Origin of the sequence: Pseudomonas sp. ES3-33 (genome assembly GCF_000952175.1) — a bacterium.
Classification (GTDB): Bacteria; Pseudomonadota; Gammaproteobacteria; order Pseudomonadales; family Pseudomonadaceae; genus Aquipseudomonas; species Aquipseudomonas gregormendelii.
The window spans coordinates 1-16,657 of sequence record NZ_JZRI01000145.1 but is presented as its reverse complement, the minus strand read 5'-3'; the positions used below and the strand labels follow the sequence as shown (position 1 = coordinate 16,657).

13 protein-coding genes and 6 pseudogenes are annotated in these 16,657 nt (G+C 55.5%); 12 read left to right on the top strand and 7 right to left on the bottom strand.

The window, feature by feature from the left end; translation table 11 throughout:
• Together UB23_RS28895 and UB23_RS30420 are read left to right on the top strand one after the other, a co-directional pair.
• A pseudogene (locus tag UB23_RS28895) lies at window positions 1–189 on the top strand (glutathione S-transferase); the annotation flags it as partial.
• A 439-nt stretch (window positions 190–628) separates the two neighbouring features.
• Window positions 629–784 (top strand): annotated as a pseudogene (locus tag UB23_RS30420) (IS5/IS1182 family transposase); the annotation flags it as partial.
• A 222-nt stretch (window positions 785–1,006) separates the two neighbouring features.
• Here UB23_RS30420 and UB23_RS23535 read toward each other — a convergent pair.
• Complete coding sequence (locus UB23_RS23535; protein WP_010562376.1) at window positions 1,007–1,414, bottom strand: carboxymuconolactone decarboxylase family protein; 408 nt, start codon at window positions 1,412–1,414, stop codon at window positions 1,007–1,009.
• A gap of 50 nt (window positions 1,415–1,464) precedes the next feature.
• Here UB23_RS23535 and UB23_RS23530 point away from each other — a divergent pair, with 50 nt between their 5' ends.
• On the top strand, window positions 1,465–2,328 hold the full coding sequence (locus UB23_RS23530) for a TetR/AcrR family transcriptional regulator (RefSeq protein ID WP_233098363.1): 864 nt from the start codon (window positions 1,465–1,467) through the stop codon (window positions 2,326–2,328).
• A gap of 414 nt (window positions 2,329–2,742) precedes the next feature.
• Here the strand turns inward: UB23_RS23530 and UB23_RS23520 are convergent, their stop codons facing one another.
• Window positions 2,743–4,383 (bottom strand): MFS transporter, encoded by a 1,641-nt coding sequence (locus UB23_RS23520; RefSeq protein ID WP_152644319.1) that lies wholly within the window; start codon window positions 4,381–4,383, stop codon window positions 2,743–2,745.
• The gene (locus UB23_RS23515) at window positions 4,380–5,432 is read right to left on the bottom strand and encodes an HlyD family secretion protein (RefSeq protein WP_052673020.1); all 1,053 of its coding nucleotides are present in this window, start codon (window positions 5,430–5,432) and stop codon (window positions 4,380–4,382) included. Before UB23_RS23515 ends, UB23_RS23520 begins: the two co-directional genes overlap by 4 nt.
• 355 nt (window positions 5,433–5,787) lie before the next feature.
• On the opposite strand from UB23_RS23515, the gene UB23_RS23510 reads away from it, so the two are divergent.
• Together UB23_RS23510 and UB23_RS23505 are read left to right on the top strand one after the other, a co-directional pair.
• Entirely contained in the window at window positions 5,788–6,117 is a 330-nt protein-coding gene (locus UB23_RS23510) for a hypothetical protein (protein WP_032902032.1), read from the top strand.
• A 71-nt stretch (window positions 6,118–6,188) separates the two neighbouring features.
• A pseudogene (locus UB23_RS23505) lies at window positions 6,189–7,124 on the top strand (DUF932 domain-containing protein); the annotation flags it as partial.
• On the opposite strand, the pseudogene UB23_RS28885 reads toward UB23_RS23505, so the two are convergent.
• Together UB23_RS28885 and UB23_RS23500 are read right to left on the bottom strand one after the other, a co-directional pair.
• Window positions 7,107–7,211, bottom strand: a pseudogene (locus tag UB23_RS28885) (transposase); the annotation flags it as partial. The pseudogenes UB23_RS23505 and UB23_RS28885 overlap by 18 nt on opposite strands.
• 64 nt (window positions 7,212–7,275) lie before the next feature.
• Window positions 7,276–8,383, bottom strand: a pseudogene (locus UB23_RS23500) (IS1182 family transposase); the annotation flags it as partial.
• Between the two features lie 604 nt (window positions 8,384–8,987).
• Here UB23_RS23500 and UB23_RS23495 point away from each other — a divergent pair.
• From UB23_RS23495 to lhpI, 7 genes and pseudogenes are all read left to right on the top strand, one after another.
• Window positions 8,988–9,353, top strand: a pseudogene (locus UB23_RS23495) (MurR/RpiR family transcriptional regulator); the annotation flags it as partial.
• Window positions 9,354–9,366: 13 nt separating this feature from the next.
• On the top strand, window positions 9,367–10,122 hold the full coding sequence (locus UB23_RS23490) for a transporter substrate-binding domain-containing protein (RefSeq protein WP_045061658.1): 756 nt from the start codon (window positions 9,367–9,369) through the stop codon (window positions 10,120–10,122).
• Between the two features lie 111 nt (window positions 10,123–10,233).
• Entirely contained in the window at window positions 10,234–10,953 is a 720-nt protein-coding gene (locus UB23_RS23485; RefSeq protein ID WP_045061657.1) for an ABC transporter permease, read from the top strand.
• On the top strand, window positions 10,950–11,660 hold the full coding sequence (locus UB23_RS23480) for an ABC transporter permease (protein WP_045061656.1): 711 nt from the start codon (window positions 10,950–10,952) through the stop codon (window positions 11,658–11,660). Before UB23_RS23485 ends, UB23_RS23480 begins: the two co-directional genes overlap by 4 nt.
• Window positions 11,661–11,711: 51 nt before the next feature.
• Window positions 11,712–12,953 carry an NAD(P)/FAD-dependent oxidoreductase gene (locus tag UB23_RS23475; protein ID WP_045061655.1) on the top strand — a complete coding sequence of 414 codons (1,242 nt, stop codon included), beginning with the start codon at window positions 11,712–11,714 and terminating at the stop codon, window positions 12,951–12,953.
• A gap of 17 nt (window positions 12,954–12,970) precedes the next feature.
• Window positions 12,971–13,759, top strand: a complete 789-nt coding sequence (locus UB23_RS23470) for an amino acid ABC transporter ATP-binding protein (protein WP_045061654.1) — start codon at window positions 12,971–12,973, stop codon at window positions 13,757–13,759.
• A 138-nt stretch (window positions 13,760–13,897) separates the two neighbouring features.
• Window positions 13,898–14,845 (top strand): bifunctional Delta(1)-pyrroline-2-carboxylate/Delta(1)-piperideine-2-carboxylate reductase, encoded by a 948-nt coding sequence (lhpI, locus tag UB23_RS23465; RefSeq protein ID WP_045061653.1) that lies wholly within the window; start codon window positions 13,898–13,900, stop codon window positions 14,843–14,845.
• Between the two features lie 95 nt (window positions 14,846–14,940).
• Here the strand turns inward: lhpI and UB23_RS30415 are convergent, their stop codons facing one another.
• Window positions 14,941–15,309 carry a GNAT family N-acetyltransferase gene (locus tag UB23_RS30415; RefSeq protein WP_236695886.1) on the bottom strand — a complete coding sequence of 123 codons (369 nt, stop codon included), beginning with the start codon at window positions 15,307–15,309 and terminating at the stop codon, window positions 14,941–14,943.
• A gap of 431 nt (window positions 15,310–15,740) precedes the next feature.
• A complete protein-coding gene (locus UB23_RS23455) occupies window positions 15,741–16,640 on the bottom strand; it encodes a LysR family transcriptional regulator (RefSeq protein ID WP_045061652.1) in 900 nt (299 codons plus the stop codon).
• Between the last annotated feature and the right edge of the window lie 17 nt (window positions 16,641–16,657).

Here is a 16,657-nt window from a genome sequence, read left to right as displayed (position 1 = left end):
CACTTGAATAACAAAAAGTTTTTAATCGAGGAGAGACTCACAGGAGCAGACTTCATGCTGGGATTTGAGGTGAAAGGCGCGCTCAACCTGCTCAAATCCAAGAGCGAATTTCCACATATTGAAACCTACATTAAAAACCTTGAAAACCAGAAAAGTTACAAGCTAGCGCTGGATATAGACGCGAAGTGAGTTTAGCTTTTTAACAAATAGCTGTGGCAGACTCTCAAACTGCCATGGCTCTCACCATCATGAAGCTAAGACCACCAAAGCTGACATCCTTCAAGTGACGGAACACTGGAGTGATGATCAACCTGCTTAAAAGCTTGTCAGTAACCAGGCTTAAAAATTTACTCAGCTAACGATGAATACGGCTGTTACGTCAGAGCCAGACCGGGCGTCGCTTCGCAGCTACACAATAGCAAGCACAGGCTTACATGTTGGAGCTTATTGAAAAATGACCCAAGAAAGATTTATGTTTTTGTGTCCCAGTGGCAGTGGATAAGCTTGGCAGTAGTATCCCGATTGAAGTCGCATCGACACCCACTGCAGGTAGGCATGCGATTCAGAGCGACGTATATAACGAGCCTACAGAAGCGAGCGGTAAAGTAATTTTGAATAAGTTCTAACACCCTTTCCAATGATCAATAGCCAGTTCAGTTTTGTGAAAACACGCTTCCCTAGCCTGGCAAAGGACACGGCACATCTGGCGACGCGATTTGCAATGTCGAATCTGTGGATGGCATTCCGACATTTAGCGAGCGATACAGGAGAGGTGTGCCTGTAATATAGGGAATAGCCACCGCGAGGTTCTCACGGCGGCTAATAAAGATAGGAATGAGTGAGTGATCTGAGCGTTTTGGATCAAATCGGCACTTTCAAAATTGAAGGCAGCCGAATTTTACAAAAAAATATGACTACCTCAGACCACCCCTAGCCGGGCCTTCCAAACATCGCAGAGCCTTGTTTTATTCTCGAGCTCCCTACTAAAAAAGCAACAGATAACACTTTAAGCATCGAGCACTGCAAATACTTCTCCAGCAGACTGAATCGCCGCTAGTGCAGCAGGAACTCCGGCAGCTATACCTATTTGGATAATTGTGTCAATAATTTCCTGACGCGAAACACCGGCACGCAAGGCTGAGCCAATTCGCAGTTTCAGAATGGGAGCAGCAGTTGCTCCTAGCGCAACACATCCAGCTACCATAATGAGTTCTCTGGTACGCAGATCTAACGAACTCTGCCCATAGACATCGGCAAATTCCCACTCCATAACAAATCGGCCTATAGCAGGAGCAAGGTCCTTTAGCCCGTCCAAGAATTCACTAGAACGCAGCCCAGTGATCTCCTCAAACGCCGCCTGGCCAGCAAGGAAACGCTGATCGTTGACTGATACAGTTTCGGGGGCTTTAGCCATTACAGAAATCCTCCTAATTGATTTGAAATGCGCTTCAGTTTGTCCGCAACGTGAATAATTACCGGATGGTAATTATAGGGCAAAAAATCAACCGATCAATAGTTATTTACCAATCAGTAATTAGCGAGCGTGGTGCGACATTTCACTGCAAAGCGTCCCACCTTGTTTACCAAGCGATTGTCTATCGTTATGCTGAAAGCATGATCAGATCACCACAATCGAAACGCAAATGTGCCCCCGCCGAGACGATCGACGACTCCTCGAGGCCAACGCCAAACAAACGCAAACGCATGCCCCCCCAAGAGCGTGAGAGGGAGATTATTGAAGAGGCGGTACGCTTTTTCGCCGAGGTCGGATTCGAAGGTACCCTACGCGAGTTAGCCGAACGCCTTGGAATCACACACCAGAACCTGTTTCGTTATTTCGCAACGAAAGAGGCGTTGATAGATAGAGTGTACCAAGAGGTCTACCTTAGCCGCTGGCAACCTGAATGGGAGGCAATGCTAAAGCAGCCTGGAAAGACCTTGGAAGCGCGATTAATCGACTTTTACAAGGCATATTTGCCTGCGATCTTTCGATATGACTGGGTTAGGATTTTTATTTTTGCAGGACTCAAGGGCGTCGGCATCAGTCAACGTTATCTTTCCCTAATCCAGACCAAAGTGATCGAACCAGTGGCGATGGAATTACGTGAGCTTTCCTGCGAAAAGCCACCCGGTGAGACCTTATCGTCGGCTGAGCTTGAAGTTGCATGGGGATTACACGGTGAATTATTTTATCTTGCCCAACGTCGCTGGGTATATGACATGACAGTTCCGGAAGATCTGGATCGTTTTATCGAAATATCTATCATTCGCTTCCTGCATGGAGCACCTGCTGCCATGCAGGCATTGACGCGCGACGGAGCTAACTAAAAGTTGCGACGCCAGCTCACACGATTAAATCGTCCCGCTCACGCGCACCGCCAATCACTCCGACGGCTCCTATAACAGTACCGTCGCGAAGCAACTGTATTCGCCAAGAATATATCGCAACTGCCCCCCCTCCCCGTTCGAACTATTTATAGCGAAGAGTGGTCCGCCTGACTGAATATATCGAGCCATATCTAAAGGGCTAATACCGAACTCACCAATCCGGATATGCGCGATTAAATCCTCTCCAGCGTCCTCCACCGCAATCCTCATCGGCTGATTGATTCGCTCAGTCTTAAATTGCGCCGCCGCAATAGACTAAAGGGCATTATTCAGACTCAACATCAATGAAGTCCTTTGAGTATGGATACCATTAAATATCATACACTCTGGCGAGAGTGCTAATAAGCACGGTACTCAAGCGTGGCGGACATTAGAACTGGGATGTCCCGATCCGTAGGGCATCATAAATGCCGCCAACACTGCACCTATTAATGTAACCACAGCGATCGCTGCCAAGGTATCGGCATGCGCCAAAATCTGAGATTGAAGCCGCACATTACTAGCTAGTAGATGCAATGCCTGTTCCGTCGCCTGATCACTGCCGCTGGACCGCATACTGACTGCCGAGATAAGGGCATCCAGCCTCGCTGAAACAGCGGCCGAGGATGTGCTCACATAATCCATAAGTACATTAGATCGGGTTTGCTCACGTACTCGATCCAAAGTGCTAACCCAAGCCAACCCCGCCGTACCGCAGATACTGCGCATAACATTGAATGCCATAGCAGCATGCAATCCCTCGCGCGGCAAAAGATCACCAACATACAAATACAGTAGTGGCAACAAGATCAGGGGCAGCCCTAAGCCCTGCAATATCTGCCCAATGCGCAACTCATCGCCCTCCCATGAGCCGTCGATGTTCAAGCTGTCATGCAGAGCACCCGTGGCGACCAATACGCCCCCCAATACAAGTAAACGACGGGGACCTCCCAACCATTTCCTATCCAAGCACACTACCGCGCCCGCAAAACTAATCAATTGCGGCCAGCCTGCATCCCACAGCACCGCTCCCAATTCGCGCGGATGATAGCTGTGTATCTGTATAAGGAATTGGGGAATCACATAGCTGCAACCTGTCACAGCGACACTGAAAGGCAAAATTCCCAAAATGCCCAGTACTATATTGCGTCTCGACAGCAGTTCTACATTAAGCAGGCGATCATGCCTCACTCTGACCACGTGATATATAAATCCGCATATGGCAACCGTACCGGCGAATAGCAACACTCTAATTGGGGTTGCCTGTAACCAATCAAGCCGATTACCCTGATCGAAAGCACAGGCGAGCATGCCAAGCCCGCCAACGAACAGGAGCATTCCAAACCGATCCATATGAAGCAAAGGCCGCAAACGCAGTCTTTCGCGCGGCAGACCATAGAAACCCGCGATCAATGCGAATATGCCAGGCAGAAGGTTTGCGAGAAACAGTGCGCGCCATCCCCAGTGGTCGAGCAGCCAGCCTGTGATTGCAGCGGCCAACTGCGGGGCCAGAGTCGAGGCGGAGATATACAGTGCCAAAGCAAGAGCACGATGCCTAGCCGGTAGAGTTCGCAATAGCGCAACTATCGCCATCGGTAATAGGACCCCGCCGGCCATACCCTGTGCAAAGCGAACGATGATCTGAGCAGCATAAGGAGGGCTGAACGCCATTAATACCGAGGTAGCCATAAAGAGCAACGTTGCCCCTAACAACACCCGTCGAAGTGATAACGCAGTTGCCAACCAGCAGCCAATCACCACGCCGACTACATCTCCAGCGGCATAAGCTGAAGAAAGCAAAGTACCTTCGTCAACCCCCAGGCCTAAACCACCCCGTACATCGGCAAATCCCAGCACAACGTATCGGGCACCGAGCACGGTCATCCAGGCTGCAGCAATAGCGGCCACGCAGGCCGAAAAACGCCGACGATCCCATCGAATCAAAGATCCGGGAAAAAGTCGCGACTTCAGCCGACTATTCACTTCTGATACGGCAAGGCCTAAAGAGTCACTCACACCCGCCCTCGCAGCCAGCCGGTTAACCAATCAATAAAATTTCCTGAACTCAGTCCGGTTGATGTGTGAATGGTCGTAGTAACGGACATACCCGGGAGCAGAGAGGACTGCGAATCCTGACTCGGGTCAAGTGTGATCTTCACCGGAAAACGCTGAACTACCTTAGTGAAATTACCTGTCGCATTGTCGGCTGGAAGCAAAGCAAACTGCGCCCCGCTGGCAGGCTGAAGACTGTCAACCTTACCTTCGAATGCTCGGCCAGGCAGACTGTCAACCAAAATAGTAACGCGCTGTCCTGGGCGTATATGCGTTATCTCGCTTTCCCTAAAATTTGCGACCACCCAAACATGTGGCAGCGGAACTACATCGGCGATCAGCGTTCCGGTGCGCACATACATACCAGGACGCACATGACGCTCGCCAATGACGCCATCAACCGGAGACGTGATACGTGTCCAGCCAAGATCTATATTGCGCAGATTCAGACTCGACTGTGCAGCCTGAAGATTGGCTCTCGCCTTGTTTATACTCGCATTGCTCATTTTCTCCCGCTGTTGCGCCGCCATCCACTCGGCGCGCCTCTGGGCAAGATTAGCGCTCAAACGCTTAACGTCTGCATCAATACCATCAACCTGCTGGCGAGACACAGATCCACTTGGCAGTAAAGCATGATAGCGACTGTGATCAGCAACTGCGCGATCCAACTCAGCGTGTAAAGCCCGTAAGGATGCCGCAGCCGCTTCTACTTGAATCTGTTGATATTGCTTTTGGCTGAGAGATTCGACCAGCGCGGCAGCGGCTAAATCAGACTTAGCCTGAGCTTCGGCGACCTTTTCTCGATAATCAGCATCCTGCACTAATGCCAACAAATCGCCAGAACGCACTCTCTGATTGTCGCGGATCGGCACATCCACGAGATATCCTTCAACGTGTGATACTAGCGGGGTCAGATCGGCCCGGACGTAGGCATCATCAGTAGTCACACTGTCCCTGTACGGAATCGGGTACCAGACTGCCACCGCAGAAGCGAACAGCACGGACGATGCCATAGCGAAGCGCCTTGACATTCGCACTCTGGTTGTAACAAGCGGCCAACCCACTATTAACGCCCATCTACTTTTTATTCTGCGACGAGATCTGCACGTCGCATCCCCACTTTTTGCCGCAGATTGTCGGAGCATCTACAACCACCATTAATTACCATTTGGTAATTATAGGTCTTGAGATCGGCAAGTCAACCCGAGTTCAGTTACCGCAAGCACCAGCTGTTACCGATCGAAATCACATCCGAAAATATTTCAGATCTATATCACCTACGTGAACGCCCCACGGTATCGACTGCTGTCGGGGATTTGGCGTGCTCACTTTTGGCTCAGCACGCTCATCACTGGAGAGGATCTGCGTATGTATAACCCGTGCCCAAGCTGTAACTCTGGACGCGTCGTCACGAAAAATATCGGTAAACAAACGGGTGGATTAATTGGTGCGGCAGGCGGTGTGGCCAGCGGTGCCGCCGGCGCCCTTTCAGGCGCAGAAGCCGGCGCGGTGCTGGGAGTAGTCGGCGGGCCGGTGGGAATCGCTATCGGCAGCATCGCCGGGGCGATTTTGGGTGGTCTGTTCGGTGGGGTCGCAGGTGGCATTGCCGGGGCCACGCTGGGCGAGCAGATCGATGAAAAAATCCTTCTCAACTATCAGTGCCTGGCGTGTGGCTACAGCTTCAGCGTCAACCGTTAAGTCGTTGTGAACAGGCGTCGTTGGTTAATGAAACGACGCGCTTTTCCCTTCATTCGCAAGGAATCATTTCCATGGCTCATCTCGTTGAACAAATGGCTTACGTTGGTGCCACGCCCTGGCATGGTCTGGGCAGTCGCCTCTCCCCCAAACAACCGCTCGAAGTCTGGCAGCGTGAAGCGGGTATGGACTGGCAGATTCAGGAAAGCCCGGTCCATTTTAAGTCTGACGCCATCGGGCACCTGGGCTCAATTCATACCTTCCCTGAGCAGAAGGTGCTGTATCGCTCCGACACCAAGGCCCCTCTGTCGGTGGTTTCTCAGCGCTACCAGGTCGTGCAGCCGCGTGAGGTCTTGGAGTTTTATCGCGATCTCACCGAAGTCTCGGGCTACGAGCTGGAAACCGCTGGAGTGCTCAAAGGCGGTCGCAAGTTCTGGGCGCTGGCCCGTACTGGGCAAGGCACGACGCTCCGTGGTAACGACCAGGTGAATGGCTACCTACTGCTGGCCACCTCCTGTGACGGCACTCTGGCCACCACAGCGACCCCGACCACCGTGCGCGTGGTCTGCAACAACACCCTGACCATCGCTCTGGATGGCACCACCCGCGCGATCAAGGTACCGCACAACACCCGCTTCGATCCACAGGCGGTGAAAAAGCAGTTAGGCATCGCCGTTTCACAGTGGGACACCTTCATGCATCGAATGCGCACTCTGTCTGAACGCAAGGTGCAGTGGCATGAAGCGATGGGCTTTTTCATGAGCGTTGTGTGTGACGTCCCCCCCAATAGCAAACTGCCCGAAGTCCTGCCGAACGAGCGCGCATTGCGCAAGGTTCAAAGCCTATACGAAGGCGGAGGTCACGGCGCCACGCTGGAATCGGCCCAAGGAACTGCGTGGGGCTTGCTCAATGCGGTGACCGAGTACGTTGATCACGAGCGACGTGCCCGAAGTACTGAATACCGCATGGACTCGGCTTGGTTTGGCCAAGGGGCTCTCATCAAGACGCGCCGCCACATCAGCGACAGGCAGCTTCTTTTCGGTCACTTGATTGACCGCTTGGATTTTGAATTCTTCGGGATAACGTGGGTTGCTCATGGCACCTCCTGATTGGCCTCAGTTTAAGGCATGGAGGTGTCTACGAAACCCGGGGCGATTCACAATGCAGTAACATGCCGTCTTCCATCGACGAATGCCGCCTGGTTAGTAGCTGTCCCGCAGGGCATCGATACTCGTCCGATGAAGCAAGGTAGATGAAGTCCTGCTTACCAAATCGGCCTTCGGCTTTGCTGCCAGATGTGAGGGGTTTTTCGGTACGAAGGTAGTGATGCCGGCTTGCTCGCAAGCAAGGATTTCCAGACCTTTGTAATAGCCTCGATCGGCCACCACCGTTAGCGATTCAGCCCTGATTTCTTCACGCGCTTGATTCGCCATATTGCTCAGTTGCCCACGATCATTACCGACGTTGGTCACCTCATGGGCAATGATCAGATGGTGTTTGTCGTCGACAGCTGTTTGTACGTTGTAGCCAACCGTTCCGGTGCCTCGGTCGTTTGTGGCCATTGAGCGTGCATCTGGGTCTGGTAGGGAGATCTGCTGGTCTGGACTTTCGTGGAGCTGCGCCTCGATTTCTTTGAGTTTCTGCATCTGCTTTTTCAGTGTTTCTATCTTTTCTTTCAGCCGCTCTGCTTTGGCCTCGGCCACTTCGGGCGTTGCCCGATCCGCTGAATCCATCGCCGCCAGATATCGATCAATGCTCTGCTCGATCTGCTGCATACGTGCCTTCACCTTGCCCTGAGTGAAGTTGCGGTCGCGATTATTGACGGCTTTGAATTTGCTGCCGTCGATGGCGATGATCGACTGAGAGAAGAGATTGAGGTTGCGGCAAGGCACTACGAACTGGCGGCATACGCTGCGGATAGCTTTGCCGCTGTCTTTGCGAAAGTCGGCAATGGTTTTGAAGTCCGGAGCCAAGCGCCCCGTTAACCACATCAACTCGACGTTGCGTTCGGCCTCACGCTCAAGCCGACGGCTGGACTGAATCCGATTGAGGTAGCCGTAGATATAGATCTTCAGCAAGATCGCGGGATGGTAGGCCGGACGCCCCGTTGCAGCAGGATCGATACCTCAAACCCAAGTGCGCCCAGGTCGAGTTCATCGACGAAAACGTCGACCACTCGGACTGGATTTTCTTCGGCTACATAATCGTCCAGGCACTCCGGCAGCAACGTCACTTGCGTCCGAGTCTCACCTTCGATGAATCGCTTCATGATCGCCCCCGATACGAGATCGACGATCAGAAGGGTAGACAAACACTGGCGTTTTCACACAGCCTGGACCCAATGCTGACCCTCGTGAAGAGCAGTTATCGGCCGATTCTGTTGAAAAAGTCGGCCATCGTTTCCACGGTAAAAAGTACGCGCTTGAGATTGAAATCTTTACTTTCAGCAGAGGATTCCGGGCTCAGATTTCGCGTAGCAGCGCGCAAAAAACGCATTTTCAGCGGACAGTATGTGGGCGGTCTGGAAGAACCGACTTTTTCAACAGAATCGGCCAAAAGTCGCCATTCACTCTCAGCCCCACATGGAGTTGAAAGTTCACTAAAAAGCCTACTTCGCTCTACGTCCGTTCTGTGCCATGTTGGTTTGAAATGGGAAATGAAATAGGAGCTTTTTTAGTTCATCAAGGAAGACTCGAAATGCATACCGGCATTGTGTCAAGCGCGCTCAGTCAAGCGCGCTTCCAATTCCAAAATGCGTGTCTGCAGGCGCTCACGTTCGACGTATTCGGCGCTGATATCTTCGAAAACGCTAATCAGGTGGTCGGGCAAGCCGTCCTGATGGCGGCGCTGCAGCGAGGTGCGCAGTCGTGCTTGGGCATTACGCCGATGTGTTGCTCAGTGCCCCCGAAGACAGTGCGCTGGTGGTGTTCGAAGCCCGCCGCTATTCCCGCCACGCCCTGACCCTGTGCCGCAAGGCCCGCGATGCCGGAATCCCTGTGACGCTGATCACCGACACCTTTTGCGACTGGGCCGAACAGAACGCCGATGAAGTGTTCCGCGTGCCCACCGAGTTCAACCTGTTCTGGGAATCGACGGCGGCGATGCTGTCGCTGGTCCACCTGCTGGTCAACGACGTCTGCAAACAGCTGGGTCCCGAGGTCGAAAAGCGTCTTGAAGCAATCGCGGCCTTACACAACGAGTTCGTTGGATACACATCATCACCAAACTCAAAACAATAAAACGAGGTGCTGGATGAAACACGTCATTCGCTTTGCCGGAGTATGCGCAATGGTCCTGGCCGGGGCCACCAGCGCGCAGGCTGAAGTACTGAAGATAGCTACCGAAGGCGCTTACCCGCCGTTCAACTACGTTGACTCGGACAACAAGCTGCACGGTTTCGATGTGGATATCGCCAACGCGCTGTGCGAACGCATGAAAGTGCAGTGCAGCATCGTAGCCCAGGACTGGGAAGGGATTATCCCGGCGCTAATGGCGAAGAAATACGATGCGGTCGTGGCTTCGATGATCGCAACCGATGAGCGCAAGCAGAAAATCGATTTCACCCGCCACTACTACCGTACCCCTCTGTCCGTGGCGGTATCCAAGGACTCGAACATCACCGACGCCCAGACGAACTTCAAGGGCCGCACGGTCGGTGCCCAGGCATCCTCGACCCAGGCCATCTATGCCGAAGAACATTACGGCCCGGCAGGAGCCGACGTGAAGTTCTACCCCACCCTGGATGAAGCCAACAGCGACCTGGCTGCCGGCCGCGTCGACGGGGTTATTGCCGACAAATTCCCGCTGCTTGCCTGGACCGAAAGCGCCGGCAAGGATTGCTGCAAGATTATAGGTGACGTCAACGGCACCACCGCCGATGCGTCCATCGCGGTGCGCAAGGGCGACGATGCCCTGCGCGAGCGATTTAACAAGGCGCTGGATGAAATCGTCGCCGACGGCACCTACAAGAAGATATCCAGCCGCTACTTCGCTTTCGATATCTATTGATCCCCTGACCCTCAGGCGAGCCTGAGGGTCGTTCATTTCCGACATGTTACACCGCACCCTCAACGGGTGCGGCGAGGACATGCGAGCTTAATTTACCGAGAGGGTTCGAGCATGTTCGAACATCTGTCACTGCTATCGTTCGCCAGCGGCGGCTGGGGCTTGGCGTTGCTGGCCGGCGCCCTGGTGACCATTGCCCTGGCCCTGAGCTGCCTGCCGATCGGCCTGCCGCTGGGCTTGGGCGTCGCACTGGCCGCCCGTTCCCGGAGACGTTGGCCGCGAGCCATTAGTACAGTGTTTTCCACCGTGTTCCGTGGGCTGCCCGAATTGCTGACACTGTTGATCATCTACTACGGCTGCCAGATCGGCGCGCAGAAACTGTTGGCTGCAATGGGCTACGAGGCCGAAGTCGCCATCAATACCTTCCTCGCCGCGATGATCGCCTTCAGCCTGGTGTTTGCCGCGTTTTCCAGCCAGATCTGGCTGGGCGCCTTCAAGACCGTGCCCAAAGGCCAGTTCGAAGCCGCTGCGGCCCTGGGCTTGTCCCGGCGCACCACCTTTACCAAAGTGGTACTGCCACAACTGGTGCGCATTGCCTTGCCTGGCCTGTCGAACAACTGGCTATCGCTGCTCAAGGACACCTCGCTGGTATCGACCATATCCCTGGTGGACCTGATGCGCCAGACCAACCTGGCGGTCAGCGTCACCAAAGAACCGATGCTGTTCTACGCCGTGGCCTGCTTTGGCTACCTGTTTTTCTCGGCTATTTCAGGCCGGCTGTTTCAGTTCCTGGAGCAACATTTCAGCCGCCATCAACGGAGCGCTCGCCCATGAGCTTCGATGAACTGCAGAACCTGTTCCTTAGTCCTGATTTGCTGGAGCGTTATGGTCCACGCTTCATCGATGGTCTGCTGGTGACCGCCAAGCTGGTGGCGATTTCCTTCACGCTGGGCGCCCTGCTCGGTCTGCTGATCGCCTTGGGCCGGCTGTCGAGCAACCGCTTTATCAGCCTTTTTACCGGTGTCTATGTGTATTTCTTCCGTGGTTCGCCGTTGCTGGCCCAGCTGTTCATGCTCTATTACGGCCTGGGCTCGTTCAAAGGCTTCTGGCAGGACGTGGGTCTTTGGTGGTTCTTCCGCGACGCCTGGTTCTGCACGCTGCTGGCCTTCACCCTGAACACCGCGGCCTATCAGGCCGAGATTTTGCGCGGCAGCATCCTGGCCGTGACCCAAGGCCAGCGCGAAGCCTCGAAAGCCCTCAGCCTGTCGCGCTGGACCACCTTTCGCAAAATCATCCTGCCGCAATCCCTGGTGGTCGCCATTGGCCCGCTGGGCAATGAACTGATCCTGATGATCAAGGCCAGCGCCATCGCCTCCCTGGTGACCATCTACGACTTGATGGGGGTGACCAAGTTGGCCTTCTCGCGCAGTTTCGACTTCCAGATCTACCTCTGGGCCGCCGTGCTCTACCTGCTGATTGTGGAAGTGGTGAGGCGCAGCCTAAAAGCGATCGAGGGACGCCTCGGCCGTCACCTGCAGTAAACCGATTTTCTCTCGGGCTGCCGTGGGCACCCCTGCACCAAGGATCTACCCATGCATTGCGAAACCATCGTTCTGGGCGCCGGGATTGTCGGCGTCAGTACCGCACTCCAGTTACAGGCTCGCGGCCGCAAGGTCGTACTCATCGACCGCCAACAGCCGGGCAATGGCACCAGCCACGGCAACGCCGGGCTGATCGAACGCGCCAGCGTGATCCCCTATTCGTTCCCGCGCCAGCTCTCGAGCCTGTTGCGCTACGCCCTCAACCAGCAGTCGGACGTGCGTTACAGCCTCAAGTATCTGCCCAAGGCCGGCCCGTGGTTACTGCAATACTGGCGGCACTCCGGGGCCAAGGGGTTGGCCGCCGCGACCCGGGCCATGTTGCCATTGGTGGAGCGCTGCGTCAGCGAACATGACCTGATCTCGGAACCGGCCGGCATGGGCCCGTTGATACAGGCCAATGGTTGGGTCGAGGCGTACAGCTCTCAACCGGCTTTTGCCAAGGCCCAGGGCGATGCCGCCGCGCTCAAGAACTATGGCCTAAATTATGAAGTGCTCGGCCGGGACCAGATCCATGCCCGTCAACCGGGCCTGCACACCACTGTGGTCGGCGGCATTCACTGGCTGGACCCCAAGACCGTCAGCGATCCAGGCGGCCTGACCCGTGGCTATGCCGAACTGTTTGTCAAGCGCGGTGGCGTGTTCGTCCTCGGTGATGCCCTCTCCCTGCGCCAACGCGTCGGTAAATGGGAAGTGCAGAGCGAACAGGGCCTGGTGATTGCCGACGAAGCCGTGGTAGCCCTCGGCCCGCAAGCCCGTGGCATCTTTGAGCCGCTGGGGTATGACATTCCGCTGGCGATCAAACGCGGCTACCACATGCACTATGCCGCCCTGCCAGGCACCCGCTTGCAACAACCGCTGCTCGATCCCGTGGGCGGATATGTCCTGGCACCGATGATGAACGGCATTCGCCTGACCACCGGAATCGAGTTCGCCGACAGCGAAGACCCGATCAACGAAATCCAGTTGCGTCGCTGCGAAGAACTGGCGCGTACTTTCTATCCGCTGGGCGAACGCCTGGACGCCGAGCCCTGGTTGGGTCGTCGTCCGTGCCTGCCGGACATGTGCCCGGTGATCGGCCCGGCGCCACGACACAAAGGTTTGTGGTTCAACTTCGGGCATGCCCACCATGGCCTGACCCTCGGCCCGGTCTGCGGTCGTCTGCTGGCCGAGTTGATGACCGGTGCCACCCCCTTTACCAACCCTGCCCCGTACAGCGCCGAGCGCTTTCACTGATTTCCGGAGACAAGACCATGCATGCCCTCTCTGCCCTTGTAGACACTCCGCTCGCCGCAAGCCCGGACACCCGTAAGGTGGTGGTTGATATCGCAGGCCTGAACAAGTTCTATGGCGCCTTCCATGTGCTGCACAACATCGATCTGAAAGTGCGCGAAGGCGAGCGCATCGTGCTCTGTGGGCCTTCCGGCTCCGGAAAATCGACGCTGATCCGCTGCATCAACCGCCTGGAAATCGCCGAAAAAGGACGCATTCTGGTCAACGACACCGACTTGGCCCAGACCAACCGCGAGGCCGCCAAGGTCCGCAGTGAAATAGGCATGGTGTTCCAGCATTTCAATCTGTTCCCGCACATGAGCGTGCTCGATAACTGCACCCTGGCCCCGATTTCGGTGCGTGGCCTGAACCGCAAGAAGGCCGAGGAACTGGCCCAGCACTTCCTGCAAAAAGTCGGTATCGCCAGCCAGGCCGGCAAGTACCCCAGCCAGCTCTCGGGGGGCCAGCAACAGCGCGTGGCCATCGCCCGGGCGTTGTGCATGGAACCCAAAATCATGCTGTTCGACGAACCCACCTCGGCGCTCGACCCGGAGATGGTAAGCGAAGTTTTGGATGTGATGGTTAACCTGGCCGGCAGCGGTATGACCATGCTCTGCGTGACCCACGAAATGGGATTTGCGCGGCAAGTGGCCGAGCGCGTGCTGTTCCTCGACGGCGGCCAGATCATTGAGGACGCACCGCCTCAGGACTTCTTCAGCGCCCCGAACAGTGCGCGGGCCAAGGCCTTTCTTGCGCAAATTTTACACTGAGGCCACATACGAGCGCGGCTTGCCTGCGATGGCTGTGCCGTCCATACGCCAGGCGTAGGCCGAATATCAACGCACTTGCGCGCACAACAGTTTCTTTCCGACATCTGCCACTACTGATCACAGCAAAAGGAATATTCAATGAATAATATGCTGGCGAATAATGCCGCCCCGAAAAACCTTTCGATTACCGTCTGTGATCAAGCGCAGACAGCGGCACTGCTAGATTTCAAAAAACTCGTTGACGCTATTGCACAAGCCGCAACCGAACTGGAAGCAGGTTCAATTCTGAGCCCTGAGCGCTTGGTTGTACCCTTGGGTGACGGCGGTGTTTTGCTGAGCATGCCCGCCACCGCCCAGGACATCGGCATCCACAAACTGGTTAACGTCCAGCCAGGGAATGTGCAGCATCAGCTGCCCACGATCAACGGCACGGTAACCGTATGTGATGCCGTAACCGGACAGATAAAGTGCTTGCTCGACGGCCCAGAAGTCACAGGGCGTCGTACTGCGGCAGTAACCCTCCTGGCGATTCGGACGCTGTTGAAGCGTGAACCGAAACAGATCTTACTCTTCGGGACCGGCGCACAAGCACGTCATCACGTACAAGCTATCAACGCCCTTTTCCCACAGTGCATGCTGTGGGTTCGAGGAATTGACGCGCAAGCGACGGCAGACTTCTGCAACAACAATCGAGACCTGCACGAGCACTTGCAATCGTGCGGCGACAGCATTCCCGACGTGGATGTGGTAATCACCGTAACCACCAGCACAGAGCCGGTCTACAACGAGCTAGCCAAACCTGGTCGATTGATTATTGGTGTAGGTGCTTTCAAGCCAGAGATGGCGGAGCTTGGCAAAGTCACTCTGGACGGTAGCGTTCTCTATGCTGACGATACTGCCGGTGCGAAGCACGAAGCAGGCGACCTGTTGCGGGCAGGTGTGGATTGGTCTCAAGTCAGATCGCTGGCAGCAGCCATTCGCGGCCCGATCGATTCGTCACGACCCGTTGTATTTAAAAGCGTTGGTACCGCAGCTTGGGACCTGGCCGCTTCGCGGGTCGCGCTCCACGCCCTTGCCAGCCAATAACCCAATTTCGGAAGCTTTAAATTATATAAACTGCACTCAGCCATCGCTAGCGTTGACTATCCACGCTAGCGATGGCCCAGAAGCGATTCGATGGGTTACTTCACACAATGGGAAGCGTTTAAAGTTTTCCGCAGGTAACTTGCTGAAGAAGAGCACAAATGCTTGAACTGAGCTGTCTGGGTAATTGCGACAGGTGCCTTATCCGTATCAAGCAATTCGTACCCACTGCTTGCAAAAAAATTTACCGCGTTTTGGGTCAACAAATGCAGTCGGGCTGCGCCTTGGGAGGCCGCGAATTGTTCGAGTTCCAACAACACCGCTTTTCCCAGTCCCGCTCCACGATGCTCCTCGCAAACAACTAGAGAGCGCAGCAGAAGATCGGGACCAGCCCCCTCCAATCCTCCATATGCTACCCATTTCCCATCCAATTCGAATCGGTAAAACTGCCGCCCTGGATAGCTCACATCATCGTAAGGCAATCCAGCCTAACGCAATGACGCACGGATATGATTCAAACCACTGCCCCTACTTGAATCATCTGCATCGTCAGTACTCTTGTAGGTTAGCTGACACTCAAGGCTAGCAGGCTCTCGCTGCTTGATCTCGTCCACTATGAGTTGTGGATTCAACCGGTCGAGACAGGCAGAAAACGGCCAATTTCGGACCTGACTTCCTCCTTCGAAATCGACACTTAGCATCCGTACATCTTAAAGAGGATAGCCGCGAACCAAGTGAAAGGATCCATGACGTTTGTTCTGCTCGGCGAGGTAAGTGGTATCAGAGGCATCTGACTGATTCACAGCGTTAGAACGGGAAAAGACACCTAGGGCGCCCTTCTCGTATTCGGTAAAGCAGATCCGGGCACCCATTACGAACCGCCGTGCGCGTTTACAGCCTAACCCTCCAAAGTGTCGGCCGCGGCCCAACTCATGAACGCCTGCGCGACCTGTGACGGGCGCATGGCCGTGGATTGGGCGAGCACCACTCGCTGGGGATTGAGCTCCTCGCGGATCGGGCGACAGGCGATCGGCTTGCCGTCGTAACTCTGGTCGCCCACAGGCCGGGTACAGGACAAGGCAACGCCATAACCGTGGGCCACCAGACCCCGTTGCATCTCGAAGGTCTGGGTGTATTGCTGCGCCATGGGGTGCAGATCCTGGGACCAGAATAACGAGAGGAAATACTCCCGCGTCTGCGCAATGTCTTCCAGGATCAGGCACTCGTACGACAGGTCCAGCAGCGAGACCTCGGCCTGAGCCGCCAATGGGTGATCGGCCGGCAACAAGGCATAGGGCGGCAGTTGGGCGAGCACCTTGCGTTCGGCCAGCGGATCGAGCCCCAACTCATAGGTCAATGCCAACTCGGCCTTGCCGGCGCTGAGAGTCCGATGCACACCCGCCAGGTCGGTTTCGAACAAGGTGACTGTCACTTCCGGGTGTTGCGCACGAAAACCTGCGAGCAGGCGCGGCGCATAGTACGGCCCCAAGTCCTGGAAACAGACCAGCGTCAGCTGACCGCGCAACGCCTGCGGCCCCCCATGTACCTGGGTCATCGCCACCGCCAGGTTGAGGATATCCCGAGCCCGCCCCAATAGACGCTGGCCCGCGGGGGTCAGTTCGAGCCCGCGACTGACCTGCCGCCGAAACAGGCGTTCGCCCAACGTGCCTTCGAGCTGCGAGATCGCCAGCGACACCGAGGGTTGCGACACATGCCGCGCTCTGGCGGCCGCGCTGATGCTGCCGTGCTCGGCCGCAGCCACGAAATACTCCAACTGCCGGAACGAAAAACCTATCATGTTTCCCTATACTCAAG